Source organism: Herbaspirillum lusitanum, from assembly GCF_046025995.1.
Taxonomy (GTDB): domain Bacteria; phylum Pseudomonadota; class Gammaproteobacteria; order Burkholderiales; family Burkholderiaceae_D; genus Herbaspirillum; species Herbaspirillum lusitanum_A.
On record NZ_JAQQFM010000007.1, the window covers coordinates 410,974 to 430,404 of the forward strand.

Consider the following 19,431-nt stretch of genomic DNA (forward strand, 5'->3'; position numbering starts at 1 on the left):
GCGACCGAGATGAAATTGACGGCCGTCAGGTTTGCTCGATAAAAGCAGCTTAAAAAGCACCGGCGATAAAATCTTCTCTTGCTGAAGTGCTTATAATGGCACTTTGTCAGCGTCGGGCGAAGCGTGTACCAAGCGCTCAGACAGATGGCTGTTAATAAAAAATTAATATTTGATTTAACTCCGCTTGAGTGCCTGCAATCCGGTAATTCAAAAGAAATTTAAGGCTTGGTCTACACCGGTGCAACGATGCAGGATAACGAGAACAACAAACGGGGAGGATTCCATGGAGGTTTCTTTCAGCTCGACCGGCCGGATCGAGGCACGACCATGACTGCAAAGCTTGCAAGCCTGCGGTCGCATCGATGGCAATGCGTCGTATGCAAGGCATGCGGCAGCGATAAAAACGCGTTTTCATTCATGCACAGGGGCACATGAAATTATTCACCAAAGGTCTGTTGATCGTCGCCATTCCTAGCCTGTTTGAATTGCTCCTGCTGGGAGCATTGATCAAGACCCAGGCCGAATCGGCAGACGCTGAGCGCTGGGCCATGCACTCCAAGACCGTCATCATCCAGGCCAGCGAGGTGCGCGAACCGATGCTGCTGGAGTCGGCGCGCATCCGCAATTCCATCATCGTCAATGAGCCGGCCGCAATCAGCCAGCCGGCCATGTGGGACGATATGAACGCCAAGCTGCAGAACCTGCAGATGCTGGTCAAGGACAATCCCGAACAGTTGGTCAACATCAAGGCCATTCAGGGCACCGTGGCGCGTTACCGCGCCTGGGCCGACGAAGCCAAACGCATGCTGACCAACGGCCAGCGCGAACAATTGGTGATGCAGCTGAAGGACACCGAGGGGCCGCACAGGCTCAACGATTTCCGCAGCAATCTGGCCAAGTTCATGGAGACCGAGCAACGTCTGGCGGTGGAACGCGCGGAAGATGTTGAAGATGCCAAGGACTGGCTCAATTCGGTATTGATTGCTTCGGTGCTGGGATCGATTCTGGCGGCCGGCATTGCCGTATATATTTTCAGTCGCAATATCGGGGGCCGTCTGACGGTGCTGAGCGCCAACGCCCAGCGCCTGGCTGAAGGTGAACCGCTGGCGGCGCGTGTCGGCGGCAGCGATGAGATTTCGCTGCTGGACGACGTCTTGCATCGCAGCAGCGAACGCATCATGGATGCCAATCTGGCTGCCGCCTCGTATCGGGAAGAGCTGGAGTCGCGCGCCAGGGAGCTGGCCGAACTGAACAATCATCTGCGCCAGCAGACGCAGGACAACGAAATGTTCATCTACAGCGTGTCGCATGACTTGCGTTCGCCGCTGGTGAACCTGCAAGGCTTCAGCAAGGAAATCACGCATGCCACGCGCGAGCTGACCGCTGAAATCGAACGCACCGATCTGCCGCCGGCCGACAAGAAAAAGGTCAGCGAGCTGGTCAATGAAGATATCGGCACCTCGCTCAAATTCATTCAGAGCGCAGTGACGCGCGCCGCCGGCATCATTGATGCCATGCTGCGCCTGAGCCGTGTCGGCCGGGTCGAGTATCAGCAGCAGCGCAACGATCTGACTCCGATTCTGCAGCGTGTGGTGGATGCCATGAGCGGCACCATTCGCGAAAAAGGCGTGACGATCAACATCGGTGCGCTGCCCGAGGTGCATGGCGACCCGACCGCAATCGAGCAGATTTTCGGCAATCTGGTCGGCAACGCGGTCAACTATCTTGATCCGAAAAGGCCCGGCCAGATTGAGGTGGGCTATGAGACTGACAGGCCGGATGTGGGTGACGGCTTGAACGTGTACTACGTCAGGGATAACGGCTTGGGCATTCCTGCCACCCACATGCCGAAGATGTTTTCCGCATTTCAGCGTCTGCACGGCAGCGTTGCGCAGGGCGAGGGCGTCGGGCTTGCGCTGGTAAAACGCATGGTCGAGCGTCATGGGGGTAAAATCTGGGTAGAGTCGACTGAGGGAGTCGGCACCACCTTTTTTGTGGCGTTGCCTGCGCGTGAAGGCGTAGCACTGGCCTGACCGCCACCACATCAATGACATACCAAGCAAGGGGATAGCAATGCCGGGAACACAACAAGATGTCAGCATCATTCTGGTTGAAGACGACGATGGGCACGCCGTGCTGGTGGAGAAAAATCTGCGCCGTGCAGGCTTGACCAACGGTTTTCTGCGTCTCAAGGACGGCCAGGAAGCGATCGACTATTTTTTCGGCGAAGGCGGTGACAAGCCTGACATGCAAAACGTGGTGGTGCTGCTGGACGTGAACATGCCGCGCATCGGCGGCGTCGAAGTGCTGCAGCAACTGAAGAAGGAAGACAAGACCGCCGCCATCCCGGTGATCATGCTGACCACTACCGATGATCCGCGCGAAATAGAGCGTTGCTACGAATTCGGCTGCAATGTGTACATCACCAAGCCGGTCGAATATGACGATTTCATCGAAGCGGTACGCCGCCTCGGGTTCTTCCTCCAGGTAGTCAAGCTGCCTGCAACATCCCCCCGGAGCAGCAACTGATATGACTGATGAAGGGGCGCGTGCTCACATTCTGATTCTGGAAGACGACGAAGGCTTGCTGGCGCTGGCCAGCCGCGTTCTCAAAAAGCACGGGCACCGGGTCAGCACGGCCTTGAATGCGCAAGCCGCACATGCCGTGGTGAAAGAGGATGTGCCCGATCTGCTGATTGTCGACTACAACCTGCAGGCGCTTGATACCGGTCTGGATTTTTTCCGCGACATGCGCGCGCAAGGCATCGTGATGCCGGCGATCATGGTGTCCGGCGTCAGCGACGAGCCGCGCATCATCGAGGCGCTGCGCTCCGGCGTGTCCGACGTGCTGCCCAAGACCAACGACTATCTGGACTATCTGCCGGAAGCCGTCGAGCGTTTGCTCAATCAGGTGAAGCTGCAGCAACAGGCGCTCGAAGCGGCGCGCATGATCGAGCAGCAGCAGTATTACCGCAGCGTGGCGGAGGCGATTCCGCATCTGGTATGGTCCTGTCTGCCGAACGGGCAATTCGATTTCCTCAGCAAGCAATGGCTGGATTACACCGGTCTGCCGCTCGACGCTCAACTGGGCCAGCGCTGGATTGAAGTGGCGTTGCATCCGGATGATTGCGATGCCGCCTATCAGGCGGTGCAGTCGGCGGTATCGCGCAGCCCGCAGCCCTTGCTGGTCAACTTCCGCATGCGTCGTCATGACGGCGCCTTCCGCTGGTTTACCTGCAATGGTTCACCGGTATTCAATGCCGAAGGCGAACTTGAGAAATGGCTGGGCACCTGCACCGATATCGACGACCTCAAACGCGCCGAGCAAGATCGTGAGACCTTGCTGGCGGCTGAGCGCGTGGCCCGGTCAGAAGCTGAGCGCATGACACGCATGAAGGATGAGTTCGTTGCGACCCTGTCGCACGAGCTGCGCACGCCGCTCAATGCCATCATCGGCTGGACCCAGTATCTGCTGCGCGACCACAGCGATCCGGAGAAATTGCTCAAGGGCCTGCAGGTGGTCGAGCGCAACGCCAAGCTGCAAGCGCAGATGGTGGAAGATCTGCTGGACATGAGCCGCATCATGTCGGGCAAGCTGCGCCTCGACGTGCAGCGCACCGACATGGCCGAAGTGATCGACAATGCGATCGCCTCGGTGCAATCGGCAGCTGACGCCAAGGACATTCGGCTGACTGCGATTCTCGGGTCGGCCGGCATCATTCAGGGCGATTCCTCGCGCCTGCAGCAGGTGGTGTGGAATCTGTTGATGAACGCCATCAAGTTCACGCCCAAGCAGGGCAAGGTGCGCGTCACGCTGCGCAAGGTGCAGAGTGAAATCGAACTCGAAGTGCGCGACAACGGGCAAGGTATCAAGTCAGATTTTCTCGGCAGCGTATTCGAACGTTTTCGCCAGGAAGACTCCAGCAATAGCCGGGTCGCGAACGGTCTGGGTCTCGGGCTGGCGATTACGCGCCAATTGGTCGAACTGCATGGCGGCCGCATCCGTGCCGCCAGCGAGGGCCCGGGCATGGGCGCCACCTTCTTCGTGAACCTGCCGCTGGCGGCGGTGCAGCGCGATGACGGCGCCGGCGGCGACCCGCAATTCCAGACTTCCAGCCCGCTCGATCAACAGCCCGAGCTGTCCGGCTTGCATATTCTGCTGGTGGAAGATGAGCCCGATGCACGCGATCTGGTGCAACGGATTCTGGAAGAGCGCGGCGCCACTGTCGATGCAGTCGGCTCTGCCGATGAGGCGCTGGATGCCTTCGCGCAGACTCGTCCGCACGTGATCGTCAGCGATATCGGTTTGCCGGGGCAGGATGGTTATGAGCTCATGCGCAGTCTGCGTGAACTCGAAAGCCGTCAGGCCAGCGGTTTGCCGATGACGCCGGCGGCTGCGCTGACGGCGCTGGCGCGTACTGAAGACCGGCGTCGTGCCTTGATGGCAGGTTTTCAGGCTCACATCGCCAAGCCGGTCGATCCGCTGGAGTTGCTGTTTCTGATCGCTTCGCTGTCGGGCAGGACCGGCACACGCCTGGCTTCATAAGCTTGACCGCAGGATGACGTAAATGAAAAACGGGGTGGACATGCATGATGTCCACCCCGTTTTTTTTGTGCTGCAGTCGGCTTATGACATTGCGTGAACTGAATCAGGCCGGTGAAATCGGCAGCTTGACCGTGAACGTGACTATGCCCATTTCACAATGCACGTCGATGCTGCCGCGATGGCCGCTGACGATTTCGTTGACGATATACAGACCCAGGCCCAGACCGCGGCTATTGCGCTGGTTGCCCAGCGACTCTTTCTTGTAAGGCTTGAACAGATTCCTGCGGATGTCCTCTGGAATTTCCGGGCCGAGATTCGACACGGCAATAGACAGCTGACCATCGCGCACGAAGGCGATGATGGTGGCCGGCTGGCCGATTTCGCCATGATGGCGGGTGTTGCTCAGCAGATTGGAAATCACCTGGCTGAGCCGATCCGGATCCAGCTCGATTTCGCCGAGTTCTTCCACCTCAACCAGAATCTCCGATTCGGGATAACCCAGTTTGACCTCATTGACGATGTCGGTAATGAGCTTGCGCACATCGGCTTTGCGTACCTGGATATCCAGTCCGAGCCCGCTTTGCAGACGACTGATGTCGAGCACCTGAGATATCAGGCGATGCATGCGGCTGCTGGAGGATGAAATCCGTTTGCTCAGATTGGAACTGGAAGGAGACTGATCGCGTACTTCGATCATGCGCGCCGCCATCATGATGGCTTGCAGTGGGTCGCGCAGATCGTGGCCGAGGGTGGCGAGCAGGGTTTCGCGCGCACGCTTGACCATGTTCTCATTGCTCAGCGCCACTTCCTGCAGATCCAGGCGTACCTGAGCAGCGATCTCCAGCGCGCTCTTTTCCCATGGCACGCTTTTACCGCGTACTTCTTCTTTCCACACCGAGAACGAGCCGCGCGGCGTCAGTCGCGGGCCGAGCGGGCCGATTGAATATTTTTTCTCGGGGTTGCCGCCCCAGCGCACGTCTTCCACCTGTTCGCTGCGGAACCAGAAGGCATAGCCGTTCTGTTCCTTGTAGAAGCGAATCGCCAGTACGCCGCACACATCGCCCAGATGCGCCTTCATGTCGGGCACATCTGCGCCCAGTTCGCTGGTGTAGAAGATGTCGCTTTTTTCGTGTTCGTTGAGCCAGTTGATGAAGGCGTTCACGCCTTCGCGCGAGGGGGCTTTGCCGAATACCTGGGTCTTGCGGTCGAGCGACACGGCGCCGCCGTGGCAGAACATCAGATTGGCGAAGCTGTTCGGATCGGCAGCCAGCGCCAGCACGATATCTTCACGGTCGGTGACCTGTGCCGCGATCTCGCGCCGCATCGCCGCGGAATGCGTCATCGCCCGCGCGTGTTCGCTGTTGAGATTGCGTTCCACCAGCGTGCTGACGAATTGCGACAGCACCTGGCAGGACATGCGCACCGCATGCGGCACCAGCAACGGCGACATGTGGTGGCAGGCGATCAGGCCCCACAGACGATCGCCGATCACGATGGAAATGCTCATCGATGCGCCGATACCCATGTTGCTCAGGTATTCGATGTGGACCGGCGAAACGCTGCGCAATACGCTGTGGCTCAGATCGATCTGGCCGCCGGTCAGGGGATTGCGGTCCGGCTCCAGCGGCACCGGCTTATAACCGACGTCGGCGATCAGGCGGATAGGATTGATGATGTACAGGCGGCGCGCCTGCGCCGGAATATCGCTGGCAGGATAGCGCTGTCCGAGGAAGGGTTCGAGATCGGCGCGTTTGCATTCGGCCACCACTTCGCCGCTGTCATCATGCAAAAAACGATAGGCCATCACGCGGTCGAAACCGGTGAGGCGGGCGATTTCATCTACCGCAATGGTCAGCAAGTCTTCCACGCCGTGCTGGCGCTGAATACGCTGGATGGCCTGCTGTGCGGTCAACGCAAACAGATCGAGCGCCAGCGCATCGGGCGGACGTTTCTCGAACTCGGCAATCAGCAGGCCTTCCGATTTGTGAGTGACGACGTCGAAAGCGCCGTTGGCCAGTTGCACCAGCCGCGATTCGACGTAGCCATCCTGATCGGCCAGAGCGGCTGCGATGGCATTACAGGTTTCCTGATTCAGATGCTGCTCGGACAGCGGCTCGCCAGGCGCGGGCAGCGGACCGAGGAGCGACTCGGCGTTGGCGCTGCGGGCCACCAGTTTGCCGTCGTAAGTGAAGCTCAGCAACACGCCGTGCGGCTGAATCGAGCCGGGGATATGTATCGGTTCCTGATCGCAATTGCTGAGATCGACGCTGCGTTTTCTGCGGTCGCTTGGCAGGTAAGGATTACTCAAACTGCGCCCCTTTCGCGGAAGCATGGTGCTACTGGCACGAACGCATCCCGTACCCGGTCGCCTGCACCGAGATCTGCGCGGGCGCTGTTGAGTCCGGTATCAAAGCCATCTTCAGACACATGGAGAGTATCGCGAGTGAATGCGCGCATCGCTGCCGGGCCGGTTGTCATTGCGTCTCAGTTTTTGGTAAAACGACATTATATTTGAGCGATCCGCAAAAATGTTGCTTCAGGTGCAAAAACATCAGTATCCATGCCGCTTTTGGGCGTTTTCGCCTGGCAAAAAATTGTTGCCCGTGCGGCCGCCGTCAGATTTTCTTCCGTTCTTTTTTCTTTCTTGTTTTTATGTAATTGAAATCGGCAGGAACTTCCTTTTTGTCCTACAAATAAATCCGGCAGCGTCTGATACATGAGCTTTTCACGCGCCCCTAATATCCTTATCAGCACATGACCGGGATGAACAGGGAGGCTTGCAGGAAGAAAACATCGGACGTACGGAAACGGCTCGGACGGATTTTGTCGGAGCAATATCAGAGGAGTTGCAGTCAGGCATAGTGCGCTCAGGAACTGGAGCGTCGGCGTTCAGCCTGTTACAAAAAATTCTCCCGTACGCACTCAACATTCTCTTCATGCTTGGCTAAAATCAAAGTCATCGGCGGTCACAAGGCGTTCATCAGATCAGGAGTGAAAGATGCTGTCGATCAAACATAAAGAAAAAATCAATCGCAGTCTGGAAGCTATGGTGCGCATGTCGGAAGAGTGGCGGCGCGAGCACAGAAAAGCTGCAATGCTGTCGAAAAAGCGCGCAGGAAAGCGTGATGAGCGCCGCTTGTTTGCTTACGAACTTTGACAGGGGATAGTCATGGCCAAGTCTGATCCTGCCGTTTCACCGTCCATCGCCATTCAGCAAGGCGATTGGTCAGCCTACCGTGCGCACATTCAGGCGCAGCACGAAGCCGATGTCGGGCTGGCAGCAACGCTTGCTTCTTCATCCGCCGTTGCCGACAGCCATCCTCACCCCTACGGCGCGCATGAACTTGCTGCGGGTGTTTCTGCAAGAGTGAGCACGTCGGCGCTTGGCGACGGCAATGCGCCGAAATCGGAAACAGACATTCATCCTGAAGGCGATCTGCCCGCAGTTGACGACGATCTGCTCGAATACCGGCGCCGCTGTGCCCAAGCGTATATCGGCATGAACGGCCGATTGGGTGGCCGAGCCTACCGCGCTAACGAGCCTGTGATTCTGACGCCTGACACGGTCAATGAACTGGCGGAATTGAATCGTTTGCTGCGCGAGGAACGGGCTGCCGCCAAGCGTTCCACCTGACGCTCTTCCTGAGCAACTGTGCGCGCATCAAGTGCGCGGCAGTTCGCAATATCACCTCCTTCTCAGACGGCGGGAAGTGTCGGAGTCTTGCTGAATGTCTTGTAGGAAAAGCTGAATGCCGCTCAAAGCCTTGCTGCGAGCGGCATTTCATTTTGGTTTTGCTGTGTTCGATTCAATACGCTGCGCCTAGAGCAGAGACCCTTCCCGTATAATCAGCAAGTCCTTGCCGGTGCTGTTTTGTTCCGTATTTCCTGCTGCGCCTGTTTCGTTGTGCAGGGAGTGCTAAAACAAGACGGCGTGTCCGGCCGGAGGCTGAGCGACCTCCATATTGGCTGCAAAGAAAATATCGAAGATGACATGATCATCTGATCAGGCGGGGGCGACATTATCCAATACTTACTTTTACAACATGGCTGAATTATCGTGGCTGCATGGTGGCGGTCAGACCGGCAGGCTGATCAATGCGTTTGACTGGACGAGTACGAGTCTGGGGAAGTTGAGCGCGTGGCCGCAGAATTTGCGTACGGCATTGGGTATCGCGCTCAATTCGCCGGTCGCCATGCTGGTCATCTGGGGTCCCGATCGGCTGATGCTGTACAACGACGCCTACGCCGCCTGTGCCGGCAACAAGCATCCTGCCGCCTTGGGCGCGCGTCTGGACAGCATGGCGCTGTGGCCGGAAGTGCGCGAACGCCAGTTGCCGCTGCTGCAGGCTTGCTTCGCCGGCGAAGCGCAATCCAGTAGCGACGAATACGTGCCGCTGCAACAGAACGGCGGTCAGCGGCATGCCTGGTTCGACTTTTCCTATGCGCCGCTGTGGCTCGACGATGTGGTGCAAGGCGTACTGTGCACCATGACCGATATGACCATGCTGCCGCGCGCGGGTCGCCGCATTCCGGATACGCTGCAGCAACTCAAACGTCTCAATCGCGATCTCATTGCCGAGCGCGATGAGGCGGTGCATGCGCATCGCAGCCTTGCCAAGGAAACCGACTTCCTGCGCGATCTGCTGGCGCAGGCGCCGAGTTTCATGGCGGTGCTCAAGGGCCCGGATCATATCTTCGAACTGGTCAATCATTCTTTTACGCAATTGTTCGGCGCTCATGCTGTCGTTGGCCGCCCGGCGCGTGAAGCCATGACTCAGGTGCTGGATCAGCAGGTGTTCGAACTGCTGGACGAGGTGTATCGCAGCGGGAAGACCTACAGCGGCCGCGAAAAGAAATTCTACGTGCGCAATGGCCAGGGGCAACACGACCACTATCAGGAATATGTACTGGATTTCGTGCTGCAGCCGATCCGCTCGGCTGCAGGCCTGATTGAAGGCATCTTCATCGAAGGCGTCGACATCACCAATCGCTTTGCCGCCGAGGAGCGTCTGCGCATTGCGGACAGCGCCGGCGGCATCGGTATTTTCGAGTGGTTTCCCGCGACCGGTGAAATGGTGATCTCGGATCGCTTCCGCGAAATCTGGGGCTTGCGTGAAGACGAGCTGGTCGACGACAAGCTGCTGGTGTCGCTGATTGAGGAGGAGCATCAGCAACTGGTCGGCCCGGCGCGAATCGGAGCGAAAAGCAATCCGCTCGAATATGTGGAATATGCGATTCATCGCCGCAGCGACGGTCAGCGCCGCTGGGTCGCGCGCAAGGGAGAGGTAGTGCAGGATCATCCGCACGCGCCGCGCCGCTATGTGGGCGTGGTGTTCGACGTGACGGAACGCAAGGCCATCGAGCAGGCCTTGCATACGTCGGAGGCCAGCGTGCGCGCCAACAATGCCTTTGTGCGCCAGTTGCTCGACTCCACCGATCAGGGCTTTTACGCCATCGATCAGCAGGGCGTCACCACCTTGTGCAATGCGGCCTTCCTGCGCCTGCTGGGCTTCAGCGGCGAGGATCAGGTGCTGGGGCGTTCCTTGCATCACGTGATTCATCATTCACATCCCGACGGCAGCGTGTACGACATTGACGATTCGCCGATCTTGCGCGCCGCGCGCGAAGGTCGCAGCGTGCAGGTCGACAGCGAGTTCTTCTTCCGCGCCGACGGCAGCAGCTTCCCGGTCTCGTATCAGGTGCACCCGGTCTGGACCGATGGCAAGCTCGACGGCGCGCTGTGCACCTTCGTCGATCTCACCGAACGCAAGCGCGGCATGCAGGCGCTGCTGTGGAGCGAGAATCGTCTGACTGCCATTTTCAATCAGGCTTCGGTGTGTTTTTCCGAGCTCGATCTGCAGGGCCGCTACCTGCGCGTCAATGATGCGCTATGCAGCATGCTGGGCCGCTCGCAGGAACATCTGCTGCAGATGAGTCTGATGGATGTGACGCATCCGGATGATGTTGCGATCAATATGTCGATGTTCAATCGCTGCATCGAAGACGGCAAATCATTCGCGCTGGAAAAACGTTACATCCGCACCGACGGCAGCTCGCTCTGGGTCTCCAGCAATATCAGCCGCATCGTCGATGAAGAAGGGCGGCCGCAGGCCATGATCGCGGTCTCCACCGATATCTCGGAGCGGCGGCGTGCGGAAGAAGCGTTGCGCGATCTGAACGACACGCTGGAGCAGCGTGTGGTGGAAGAAATTCTGGAGCGTAGCCGGGCCGAGGCCGCCTTGCGCCAGATGCAGAAGATGGAGGCGGTCGGCCAATTGACCGGCGGCGTGGCGCACGATTTCAACAACGTGCTGCAGATCATCGGCGGCAATCTGCAACTGGTGCAATCCGATCCGGCGATTCCCGACAAGAGCCGGCAGCGCGTCGCGGTTGCGGCGAATGCGGTGGATCGCGGCGCCAAGCTGTCGGCGCAGTTGCTGGCGTTTGCACGGCGCCAGCCCTTGCAGCCGCGCAGCATCAATCTGCAGCGCATTCTGCAGAACATGGATGAGCTGCTGCGTCGCGCCCTGGGCGAGACGATAGAAATCGCCACCGTGGTGAGCCCCGGCCTGTGGAACAGCATGCTGGATCCGAATCAGGTGGAGAACCTGATCATCAACATGGCGATCAATGCGCGCGATGCGATGCCGAACGGCGGACGCATCACGCTGGAACTCAACAACGCCGAACTGAGCGATCCGCACTTCTTGTCGCAGGCCGATCTGCCGGCCGGCGACTATGTGCAACTGGCGATTTCGGATAACGGCCACGGCATGAGTGCCGATGTGCGTGAGCGCGCTTTCGAGCCTTTCTTCACGACCAAGGGCGAAGGCGAGGGTACCGGCCTGGGATTGAGCATGGCCTACGGTTTCGTCAAGCAGAGCCGCGGCCACATTCATATTCACAGCGAGCCGCAGCAGGGCACCACGATACGTATTTATTTTCCGCGCTCGCTGACGCAGGAAGTCGAGCTGGAAGACGATCGCGACATGGAAGTGCGCGGCGGCGACGAAACGATTCTGGTGGTGGAAGACGATCCGAATCTGCAACTGACCGTCATCGATTCGCTGACTTCACTCGGTTACACGGTGCTCAAGGCCGACAACGGCGAACGTGCGCTTGAGATCGTGCGCAGCGGCGCGCATATCGACATGCTGTTTACCGATGTCGTGATGCCGGGCAGCGTGCCGGCCACGGAACTGGCGCGGATGACACGGCAGCTCTTGCCTTCAGCAGAAGTCTTGTTCACTTCCGGTTATCCGCGTGACGCCATCGTGCATGAAGGGCGTCTCGACCCCGGCGTGGAATTGCTGAGCAAGCCTTACCGGCTCGATCAGCTTGCGCGCCGCGTGCATCACATGCTGGCCAACCGGCAGCACGCGAAACAGCTTTCGCAAATAAAGACCGGCACACTGGAGCAAGTTCGTATTGCTGCCAATGGGCAGCTGGACCCGGTGCGGATCGTGCCGCTGGATAATATGGATAGCGTAGAAAAGGTGGAGCGGATGGAGACCTTGCAAGCCGGAGGCTTATCGATATCGCAGGCGCTGGAGGTGGATGCGCCGCAGGAAGAACAATTGGTGCAGGAGGCGCAGAGCAATCACACGCCGCCGCAAGACAGAATCGGCGAGCCGCATTCTTCGGGTGGCGAAGCGCATGAGGAAGCGCCTGAGGCAGGCAACGATGTGCCATCCCCGGGCTTGCGCATTCTGGTGGTGGAAGACAATTTGGACTCGCAGCAACTGGTGTGCGAATTGCTGGAAACGCTGGGGCATTTTGCCTGTGGCGTTTCCAGTGCCGAAGATGCCTTGCTGCAACTGGCGCAGCAAAGTTTCGGCGTGCTGTTCACCGATGTCAATCTGCCCGGCATGTCCGGTGTCGATCTGGCCAAGCAAGCGCTGGCAAGCTATCCGGCGCTGGAGGTCATCTTCGCTTCGGGATACGGCGCAGTGATCACCAAGAACGTCGGTTTCAGCGCGCATTCGCTGCCCAAGCCGTATGACATCGATCAGTTGCAGGATTTGCTGGCCAAGATTGCCGCGCGTGGAGCGTGACGCTTGCCCCCAGATCCGGCCGCGCTAATCCAGGCCGGGCTGTTTTCCGGCTGAGCGGTTGAACCGCTGCATGCTAAAAATATTGTCGGACTATTCATCTGAAGCGCCCATTTGCACGGGCGCTTTTTTTTGTTGTGCGATCAGCAAGAAAATCGCAGTCAATTGTAAATACCGGGAAATAGGCTTCCGTCAAACCCTCAATGAAAATAAAATAATAGGAATTATTACTATTTATATTTGCATTGAAGGGATGAATTTTGAAGTTTGTATCCGGTCCGGCACTACCACGGCGCCCCATAGCGCAAGCCATGCGCACGGTATTTTTACAGATGGCGCTAAGCATGACGGCAGGCACCGCGCTTTCTCTGGCGGCGCCCCACATCGCATTCGCTGCGGATGAAGCATCTAGCGCAGAATCTACCGGCGCTGCCAGTCTGCCGACCGTCACAGTCACCGGCGCTGAAGACAATAAACAGCATCTGAATACCCGTTCCGCCAGTGGTGCGCTCGGTACGCGTTCCTTGCTCGATACGCCTTTTTCCATTACTTCGGTGAGCGCCGACGATCTGGCCGAGCGCCAGATCAACAAGCTGGGCGACGTGTTTGCGCTGGATGCTTCGGTCAGCGACAACAGCGGCGGCTACGGCGCCTGGGCCGCCTATCTGACCGTGCGCGGTCTGCCGCTGGACTGGCAGAATGCTTTCCGCATCGACGGCAAGCCTTTCCTCAGCTACGCCATCACGCTGCCTTACGACCACTTTGAACGCATCGATCTGCTCAAGGGTTCGTCCGGCTTCATGTACGGCTTCGGCTCGCCCGGCGGCCTCGTCAATTACGTCACCAAGAAACCGACCGATACGCCGGTGCGCAGCGTCACGGTGGGTTATACCTCCAACAACATCTGGAGCGAGCACGTCGATCTCGGTGGCCGTTTCGGCAACGATCAGATGTTCGGTTACCGGCTCAATGCCACGCATGCCCAGGGTGAGACCTTCAACGATGGCAAGATCAGGCGCGACTCGGTGTCGCTGGCGCTGGATGCACGCCTGACGCGCGATCTGACCTGGGATTTCCAGTCGATCTGGCAAAACAGCAATTCTGACGATCAGCCGACTTCGGTCTATACCGCTTCGCTGACCGGCAGCCAGTTGCCCTCGGTGATCGGCGGCGGCAATCAGACCCTGATCGGACGCGGCCAGCACATCAATACCAATTTCCAGTTGTATTCGACCGGGCTGACTTACCGCCTCAACGAGGACTGGAAGGCCAATGTGAACTACAGCCACAGCACCTCCAAGCGCAACCGCAATGAAGGGACGCTGTATCTGCAGAACAGCGCCGGCGACTACAACGACTTCCGTTCTGACTCACGCGAAGGCCATGTGTTCGACCAATGGCAGGCGATGCTGGAAGGCAAGGCGCGCACCGGCTTCATCGAACATCAGCTGACCTTCGGCGCCGCATGGCAGAAGCAGGTCAACGACTATTCGATCAGCAGCTTCTATCAGCAGATCGGCACCGGCAACATTTACAGCCAGAACACTAACAGCTACACCAGCTCGACCGATCTGATCCCGTATCACAACGGCATCATCACGCAGCAGGCGCTGTTTGCCAGCGACACCCTGAAGTTCTCCGAGCGCTGGTCGCTGCTGGGCGGGCTGCGCTACACCAACTTCGATCAGAAGGGCTTCAGCACCACCGGCGCCCAGACCTCGCAGTACAAGAAGGATGGCGTGGTCACGCCAACCGTGGCGTTGATGTACAAGCCTGAGCCCAACACCACCGTCTATACCAGTTATGTTGAGTCGCTGGAGCAGGGCGGCACGCCCGGCACCACCAACTCCAACTACGGCCAGATGCTGAACCCGCTGACCAGCAAGCAATACGAATTCGGCGTCAAGAGCGAGCAAGCGCTGTGGAGCACGACGGCCGCGCTGTTCCGTATTGAACGCGCAGCCGAATACACCAACGGCAGCGGTGCGCTGGTGCAGGATGGCGAATCCATTTATCAGGGGCTGGAACTGGGCGGCACGCTCAAGCTCGGCAATCAATGGCAGACCGGCGCCAACCTGATGCTGCTGGACAGCAAATACAGCAAGGGCACCACCAACAACGGCAATCGCGTGGCCGGCGCGCCCAACTTCATGGCGACCGCGCAACTGGCTTATCTGGTGCCGCAGGTCAATGGCCTCAAGCTGATGGCGGATGCCAAATACACCGGCAACACCATGCTGCGTGCGGCCAATGACATCAAGCTGCCGGCTTACACGCTGGTCAATCTGGGCGCCAGCTACAGCACCCGCATCGGCAATTACGATACGACCTTCCGGGCGGCGGTGGACAATGTGTTCGACAAGCGCTACTGGCAATATCAGTACGAGAACTACATCAAGCCGGGTGATCCACGTACTTTCAGCCTGAGCGCCAAGATCGATTTTTGATCTGCGATTTGATCCGAGTCTTCGGCTGACACTGGCGTAAAATGCGGTTTTCCGGCCTAGCTGCTGCGCCGGAAAACTTCACAGGCAAAGGCGGTGCATTCATGTGCGGATGTGCCGCCGCTTGCATTTGACTGACAAGAAATCAAGAACGGAAAGCCAGCCTGACATGCGCGCAATCTTCGTCCTCATCCATCGCTGGTTCGGCCTGTTCGCCGCCGTCTTCCTGTTCATCTCGGGCACGACCGGCGCCTTCATCTCCTGGGATCATGAGCTGGATGCCTGGCTCAACCCGCAGCTGTTCCAGGCCCGCAGCGCAGATCAGCCGCAAACGGCCAAGCCCATGGACGGCCTGACGCTGGCCAATCTGGTCGAAACCAGCCAGCCCAAGTTGCGAGTGACTTACGTACTGACCGAGAGCGAACCCGGCCACACCAGCGCCATGATGGTGGAGCCGCGCCTCGATCCCGCCAGCGGCAAGCCTTATGCGCTGGATTTCAACCAGATCGCCGTCGATCCCGTCACGGGTGAAATCCAGGGCAAGCGCATGTGGGGCGCGATCTCGCTGAGCCGCGAAAATCTGCTGCCGTTTCTATACAAGCTACACTACACGATGCATCTGCCCGACATCGGCGGCATCGAAACCGGTATCTGGCTGATGGGCATCGTCGGCATCGTCTGGGCGCTGGATTGCTTCATCGCGCTGTATTTGTCCTTTCCCAATCCGCGCAGCTGGCGCAAGTCATTTGCGTTTCGCTGGCGCAGCGGCGGCCATAAGCTCAATTTCGATCTGCACCGTTCGGGCGGCGTCTGGGTCTGGGCCTTGCTGCTGATTCTGGCGGTGACCTCGATTTCCATGAATCTGGAGCGCCAGGTGATGCGGCCGATCATTCAAAGCGTCTCGACGCTGACGCCCAGCGCTTTCGACACCCGCACCCCGGTTGCTGCCGACAAGGTGGCAGAGCCTGCCGTCAGCCGCGAACAGGCCGTGAAACTGGGACTGCAGGAAGCGCAAAAACTCGGCTGGAGCACGCCGGCCGGCGGTATCTTCTATTCGTCGATGTTCGGCGTCTACGGCGTGGGTTTCTTTGAAGCCGGCAACGACCATGGCGACGCCGGACTCGGCAATGCCTGGCTGTATTTCGACGCCGCCAGCGGCCAGCCGGCCGGCAGCCGCATTCCCGGCACCGGCAGCGCCGGCGATCTGTTCTTGCAGGCGCAGTTTCCACTGCATTCTGGGCGCATCCTCGGCTTGCCAGGTCGCATCATGATTTCCATCCTTGGTGCGCTGGTCGCCATGCTGAGCGTGACCGGCGTACTGATCTGGATCCGCAAGCGCAAGGCGCGTCTGCTGCAAGCCAGGGCGCAGCCGCAGCCGGCAGCGGGCGAGCGCGGCGGACGGCATCAGATCGCCGATGCAGTGAGGTCGACGGCACGCCGGGAAATCTGAATTCGGAACGTCGATGGGCAGCATAAAAGGGACAAAAAATGAGCTCGCACTTGAAGCAATATCTGCAGCAATCTCCGGTCATCAAAATTCGCATGGGGCTGATAGCAGGTCTGTTAGCCTTGCTCACTCATAACCCGGCCGCACAGGCCCAAAGCTCCGGAGTCCACATGACGCAATCCAATCAAACAGGCATGGCTGCGATATTTGCGCCGGGCGGCAGCTTGCGCGCCTCGATCAATCTCGGCAATCCGGTGCTGGCCTCCGTGGATGCCGCGACCGGCGCCCCGGTCGGCATCTCGGTTGATCTTGCCGCCGAACTGGCGAAGCGCCTCGGTGTGCCCCTGCAACTGGTGGCGGTCAAATCGGCCGGCGCCTCGGTTGAAAATCTGGAGCAGGACAAGGCCGACATCGGCTTTTTCGCCGTCGATCCCAAACGCGGGCAAGAGATCAGTTTCACCAGACCTTATGTGCTGATTGAAGGTTTCTATGCCGTGCGCGCCGACTCGCCGATCAGCAGCAACGAGCAGGTCGACCAGAGCGGTATCACGGTCGCGGTGGGCAAGGGCAGCGCCTACGATCTGTTCCTCACGCGTGAACTGCAGCGCGCCACCATCGTGCGCATCCCGACTTCGCCGGCGGTGGTGCAAGGGTTTCTGGATCAGAACCTGAGCGTGGCGGCCGGCGTCAAACAGCAGCTTGAAAAGGACGCCGCCACGGCCGGCGGTTTGCGCATTCTGGGGCAGCGCTTCATGGTGATCCGGCAGGCGATGGGCGTGCCCAAATCCAGAGGCGAGCAGGCCGCCGGCTATCTTGCAGACTTTGTGGAAGAGATGAAAGCCTCGGGCTTTGTCGCCGCGTCCATGAGCCGGCACAAGATTGAAGGCGCGCTGGTGGCCAAGGCCGACGACTGAACTGGCGGTTGCGCCTGGCTGATGTGAGAAACGACGCAGTGAGCGGCCGCCTTGATCCACGATCAGGCGGCCTTTGCATTTGAGCCGGCAGGTTTCTAGCCGGCGTTGGACTTGTGCAAAAAGCTCAGAAAGTCCGCCAGCGGCATCGGTCTGGCGAAGTAATAGCCCTGGCCGTACTCCACCCCGAGGGCGCGCAACTGTTCCGCCTGCGCCGCCGTCTCGATGCCTTCCGCGATCACCTTGCTGCCGACCGCTCTGGCAATCGCAATGATTTCCGGGATCAGACTGGAGCGTATGGTCAGGTCTTCCATCTCGAAGACGAAGGACTTGTCGATCTTGAGATAGTCCGGCGCCACGCGTTTTACCATCGCCAGATTCGAATAGCCGGTGCCGAAATCATCGATGGAAATGAAGTAGCCGTCGGCCTTCAGTTTGCTCAGTTCGGGCACGATCTCCGGTGAGAAATCGTACTCGGTGACTTCCAGCTCTATATGCAGATCCCTGTGTTTTGCGTGCTGCAACGAAGACTGCAAATGCGCGTGCAGCTTATCGCGCTTGAGATTCTGGGGGAAGAAATTGAGCGCCACGGTGAAGCCGTTCTGGGCGCTTCCCAGAGATGCGTCACTCAGGGCCAGCAAGGCCTGACGGCTGACCGCCGTATCGAATTTGCAGCTCAGGCCTTGCTTGGTGAGGGCGGGGATAAATTGATCGGGATAGATCAGCTTGTCGCCATCCTGCAGGCGCCCCAGCACTTCGCAGCCGACCACGCGGCCGGTCGCCAGCTCCAGCATCGGCTGGTAATGGCACACCACATTGGCCGGCTGGCACAGATGCTGAATCCGGAAATCCATCGACTGCACATGCCGGCATTTGCGCGTGATGCCATTGGCGACCAGTTGGCCTGTCAACATCGACAAGCACAGCATGCCGAGCAAAACCCAGTGCGAGTTCTCCCAGACATTGGCCGCACTTACTATTGTTTGTACTGAAATCGGACTGATGCCGGGCAGGGTGGTGGTGACCAGAATGTTGCCGGTGCTCCAGTTGAACGTGACAGGCGCGGTGTCGGCGGGCACGACCTGATCGCTGCCGTGCTTGCTTTTGTAGACGACTCTGCGCTGATGCGCGCCGCCCACTGAAACCGAGTCGGCGTAACGGTCGAACATGTCCTTGACCGGCGTGTCGCTCAGCATGACCTGAAAGCGTCCGCGTTCCACCACCGTGGCACGCAACACGTTGTGCACCGTGCCGTTGAAAAATTGAACCGGCGTCTGCAGGAAATAGCGGCCGATGGAACCGTCCAGGCCATTGTGCAGAGTGATGGGCGTCGCCAGCAGGCCGACGCTGGTGCTGCAATACAGGCGATGTTGCGAGTCCAGCAAGCCGACATTGCGCGCGTATTGATGGCTGAAGGTGAGGCTGCGGATCTTGCTGAGGTTGTCCGGACTGCACTCCGACGAATACGTTTTGTTGAGCTCGGTCAACAGCTCGCTGGTGTCGTTCTGCAGCGATTGCATGCTTTTGATGACCAGTTGCTGGTCATCGGCGATCTGTTCGATCCGAAAATCCAGCACCGTCAGATAGGAGGCCACGGCGACGATCAGGCCCAGCGTATAACCGCATGTTCGGCCGACCAGCCTTGGATGCCGCGCCAGCAGACCGGTGTTGAATACGACTGATTTGTACCAGTTGCGGGCTCGGTTTCTGATGTACATGCGCGGAGTACTACAGCCAGTAAATGGTTAATGTGCAAATGAGGTGCAAAGGAAGTCCAAAGTCAGGTGAGGACATTGTTTTCTGCCACGCAAGACAATTCCTGCCGGATTTTACGGCGTTGCAGCAATGATGGGTGTTGGAATTTGCCACGTTGGCGTTTGCATAATATCGTGATGTCCTCGTCGACTGTCAAATTAGTTGTTATTTTTACTAGAAAAATAACTATTGCCAACTCTTGCCATTCATAGGGCATATCTCCCTATTTGGCTGATTTCTGTTGCCGGCGCAGCGCAAAGTAGCTTCAGGACACAAC

13 protein-coding genes are annotated in these 19,431 nt (G+C 58.8%); 9 read left to right on the forward strand and 4 right to left on the reverse strand.

What is annotated here, in order from left to right; translation table 11 throughout:
* Positions 1–431 precede the first annotated feature (431 nt).
* Genes PQR62_RS17695 through PQR62_RS17705 form a run of 3 tightly spaced genes read left to right on the forward strand, consistent with a single transcriptional unit; the run spans position 432 to position 4,546 of the window.
* The gene (locus tag PQR62_RS17695) at positions 432–2,033 is read left to right on the forward strand and encodes a sensor histidine kinase (RefSeq protein ID WP_408159305.1); all 1,602 of its coding nucleotides are present in this window, start codon (positions 432–434) and stop codon (positions 2,031–2,033) included.
* Between the two features lie 40 nt (positions 2,034–2,073).
* Positions 2,074–2,529 carry a response regulator gene (locus PQR62_RS17700; RefSeq protein ID WP_408159306.1) on the forward strand — a complete coding sequence of 152 codons (456 nt, stop codon included), beginning with the start codon at positions 2,074–2,076 and terminating at the stop codon, positions 2,527–2,529.
* A gap of 1 nt (position 2,530) precedes the next feature.
* Entirely contained in the window at positions 2,531–4,546 is a 2,016-nt protein-coding gene (locus tag PQR62_RS17705; RefSeq protein WP_408159307.1) for a hybrid sensor histidine kinase/response regulator, read from the forward strand.
* Between the two features lie 103 nt (positions 4,547–4,649).
* Here PQR62_RS17705 and PQR62_RS17710 read toward each other — a convergent pair whose 3' ends face one another.
* A complete protein-coding gene (locus tag PQR62_RS17710; protein ID WP_408159308.1) occupies positions 4,650–6,854 on the reverse strand; it encodes an ATP-binding protein in 2,205 nt (734 codons plus the stop codon).
* A gap of 197 nt (positions 6,855–7,051) precedes the next feature.
* Positions 7,052–7,264 carry a hypothetical protein gene (locus PQR62_RS17715; RefSeq protein ID WP_408159310.1) on the reverse strand — a complete coding sequence of 71 codons (213 nt, stop codon included), beginning with the start codon at positions 7,262–7,264 and terminating at the stop codon, positions 7,052–7,054.
* A 280-nt stretch (positions 7,265–7,544) separates the two neighbouring features.
* Between PQR62_RS17715 and PQR62_RS17720 the strand changes: the two genes are divergently transcribed.
* The 3 genes from PQR62_RS17720 (at position 7,545) to PQR62_RS17730 (ending at position 12,600) form a co-directional block, all read left to right on the forward strand.
* Complete coding sequence (locus PQR62_RS17720) at positions 7,545–7,703, forward strand: hypothetical protein (RefSeq protein ID WP_408159311.1); 159 nt, start codon at positions 7,545–7,547, stop codon at positions 7,701–7,703.
* Between the two features lie 12 nt (positions 7,704–7,715).
* A complete protein-coding gene (locus PQR62_RS17725; protein WP_408159312.1) occupies positions 7,716–8,180 on the forward strand; it encodes a hypothetical protein in 465 nt (154 codons plus the stop codon).
* Positions 8,181–8,697: 517 nt separating this feature from the next.
* On the forward strand, positions 8,698–12,600 hold the full coding sequence (locus PQR62_RS17730) for a hybrid sensor histidine kinase/response regulator (RefSeq protein ID WP_459251861.1): 3,903 nt from the start codon (positions 8,698–8,700) through the stop codon (positions 12,598–12,600).
* A gap of 94 nt (positions 12,601–12,694) precedes the next feature.
* Here the strand turns inward: PQR62_RS17730 and PQR62_RS17735 are convergent, their stop codons facing one another.
* Positions 12,695–12,943, reverse strand: coding sequence for a hypothetical protein (locus PQR62_RS17735; protein ID WP_408159314.1), 249 nt, complete (start codon positions 12,941–12,943; stop codon positions 12,695–12,697).
* Here PQR62_RS17735 and PQR62_RS17740 point away from each other — a divergent pair.
* From PQR62_RS17740 to PQR62_RS17750, 3 genes are all read left to right on the forward strand, one after another.
* Entirely contained in the window at positions 12,942–15,044 is a 2,103-nt protein-coding gene (locus tag PQR62_RS17740) for a TonB-dependent siderophore receptor (protein ID WP_408159315.1), read from the forward strand. The genes PQR62_RS17735 and PQR62_RS17740 overlap by 2 nt on opposite strands.
* Positions 15,045–15,210: 166 nt before the next feature.
* Positions 15,211–16,491 (forward strand): PepSY-associated TM helix domain-containing protein, encoded by a 1,281-nt coding sequence (locus PQR62_RS17745; RefSeq protein ID WP_408159316.1) that lies wholly within the window; start codon positions 15,211–15,213, stop codon positions 16,489–16,491.
* Between the two features lie 167 nt (positions 16,492–16,658).
* Entirely contained in the window at positions 16,659–17,402 is a 744-nt protein-coding gene (locus PQR62_RS17750; RefSeq protein WP_408159317.1) for an ABC transporter substrate-binding protein, read from the forward strand.
* Positions 17,403–17,497: 95 nt separating this feature from the next.
* Here PQR62_RS17750 and PQR62_RS17755 read toward each other — a convergent pair whose 3' ends face one another.
* The gene (locus PQR62_RS17755) at positions 17,498–19,117 is read right to left on the reverse strand and encodes an EAL domain-containing protein (protein WP_408159318.1); all 1,620 of its coding nucleotides are present in this window, start codon (positions 19,115–19,117) and stop codon (positions 17,498–17,500) included.
* Between the last annotated feature and the right edge of the window lie 314 nt (positions 19,118–19,431).

Coding starts and splice junctions, on each gene's coding strand:
- PQR62_RS17695 (WP_408159305.1), top strand. CDS start 432: ATGAAATTATTCACCAAAGGTCTGTTGATCGTCGCCATTCCTAGCCTG.
- PQR62_RS17700 (WP_408159306.1), top strand. CDS start 2,074: ATGCCGGGAACACAACAAGATGTCAGCATCATTCTGGTTGAAGACGAC.
- PQR62_RS17705 (WP_408159307.1), top strand. CDS start 2,531: ATGACTGATGAAGGGGCGCGTGCTCACATTCTGATTCTGGAAGACGAC.
- PQR62_RS17715 (WP_408159310.1), bottom strand. CDS start 7,264: ATGTATCAGACGCTGCCGGATTTATTTGTAGGACAAAAAGGAAGTTCC.
- PQR62_RS17720 (WP_408159311.1), top strand. CDS start 7,545: ATGCTGTCGATCAAACATAAAGAAAAAATCAATCGCAGTCTGGAAGCT.
- PQR62_RS17725 (WP_408159312.1), top strand. CDS start 7,716: ATGGCCAAGTCTGATCCTGCCGTTTCACCGTCCATCGCCATTCAGCAA.
- PQR62_RS17740 (WP_408159315.1), top strand. CDS start 12,942: ATGACGGCAGGCACCGCGCTTTCTCTGGCGGCGCCCCACATCGCATTC.
- PQR62_RS17735 (WP_408159314.1), bottom strand. CDS start 12,943: ATGCTTAGCGCCATCTGTAAAAATACCGTGCGCATGGCTTGCGCTATG.
- PQR62_RS17745 (WP_408159316.1), top strand. CDS start 15,211: ATGCGCGCAATCTTCGTCCTCATCCATCGCTGGTTCGGCCTGTTCGCC.
- PQR62_RS17750 (WP_408159317.1), top strand. CDS start 16,659: ATGACGCAATCCAATCAAACAGGCATGGCTGCGATATTTGCGCCGGGC.
- PQR62_RS17755 (WP_408159318.1), bottom strand. CDS start 19,117: ATGTACATCAGAAACCGAGCCCGCAACTGGTACAAATCAGTCGTATTC.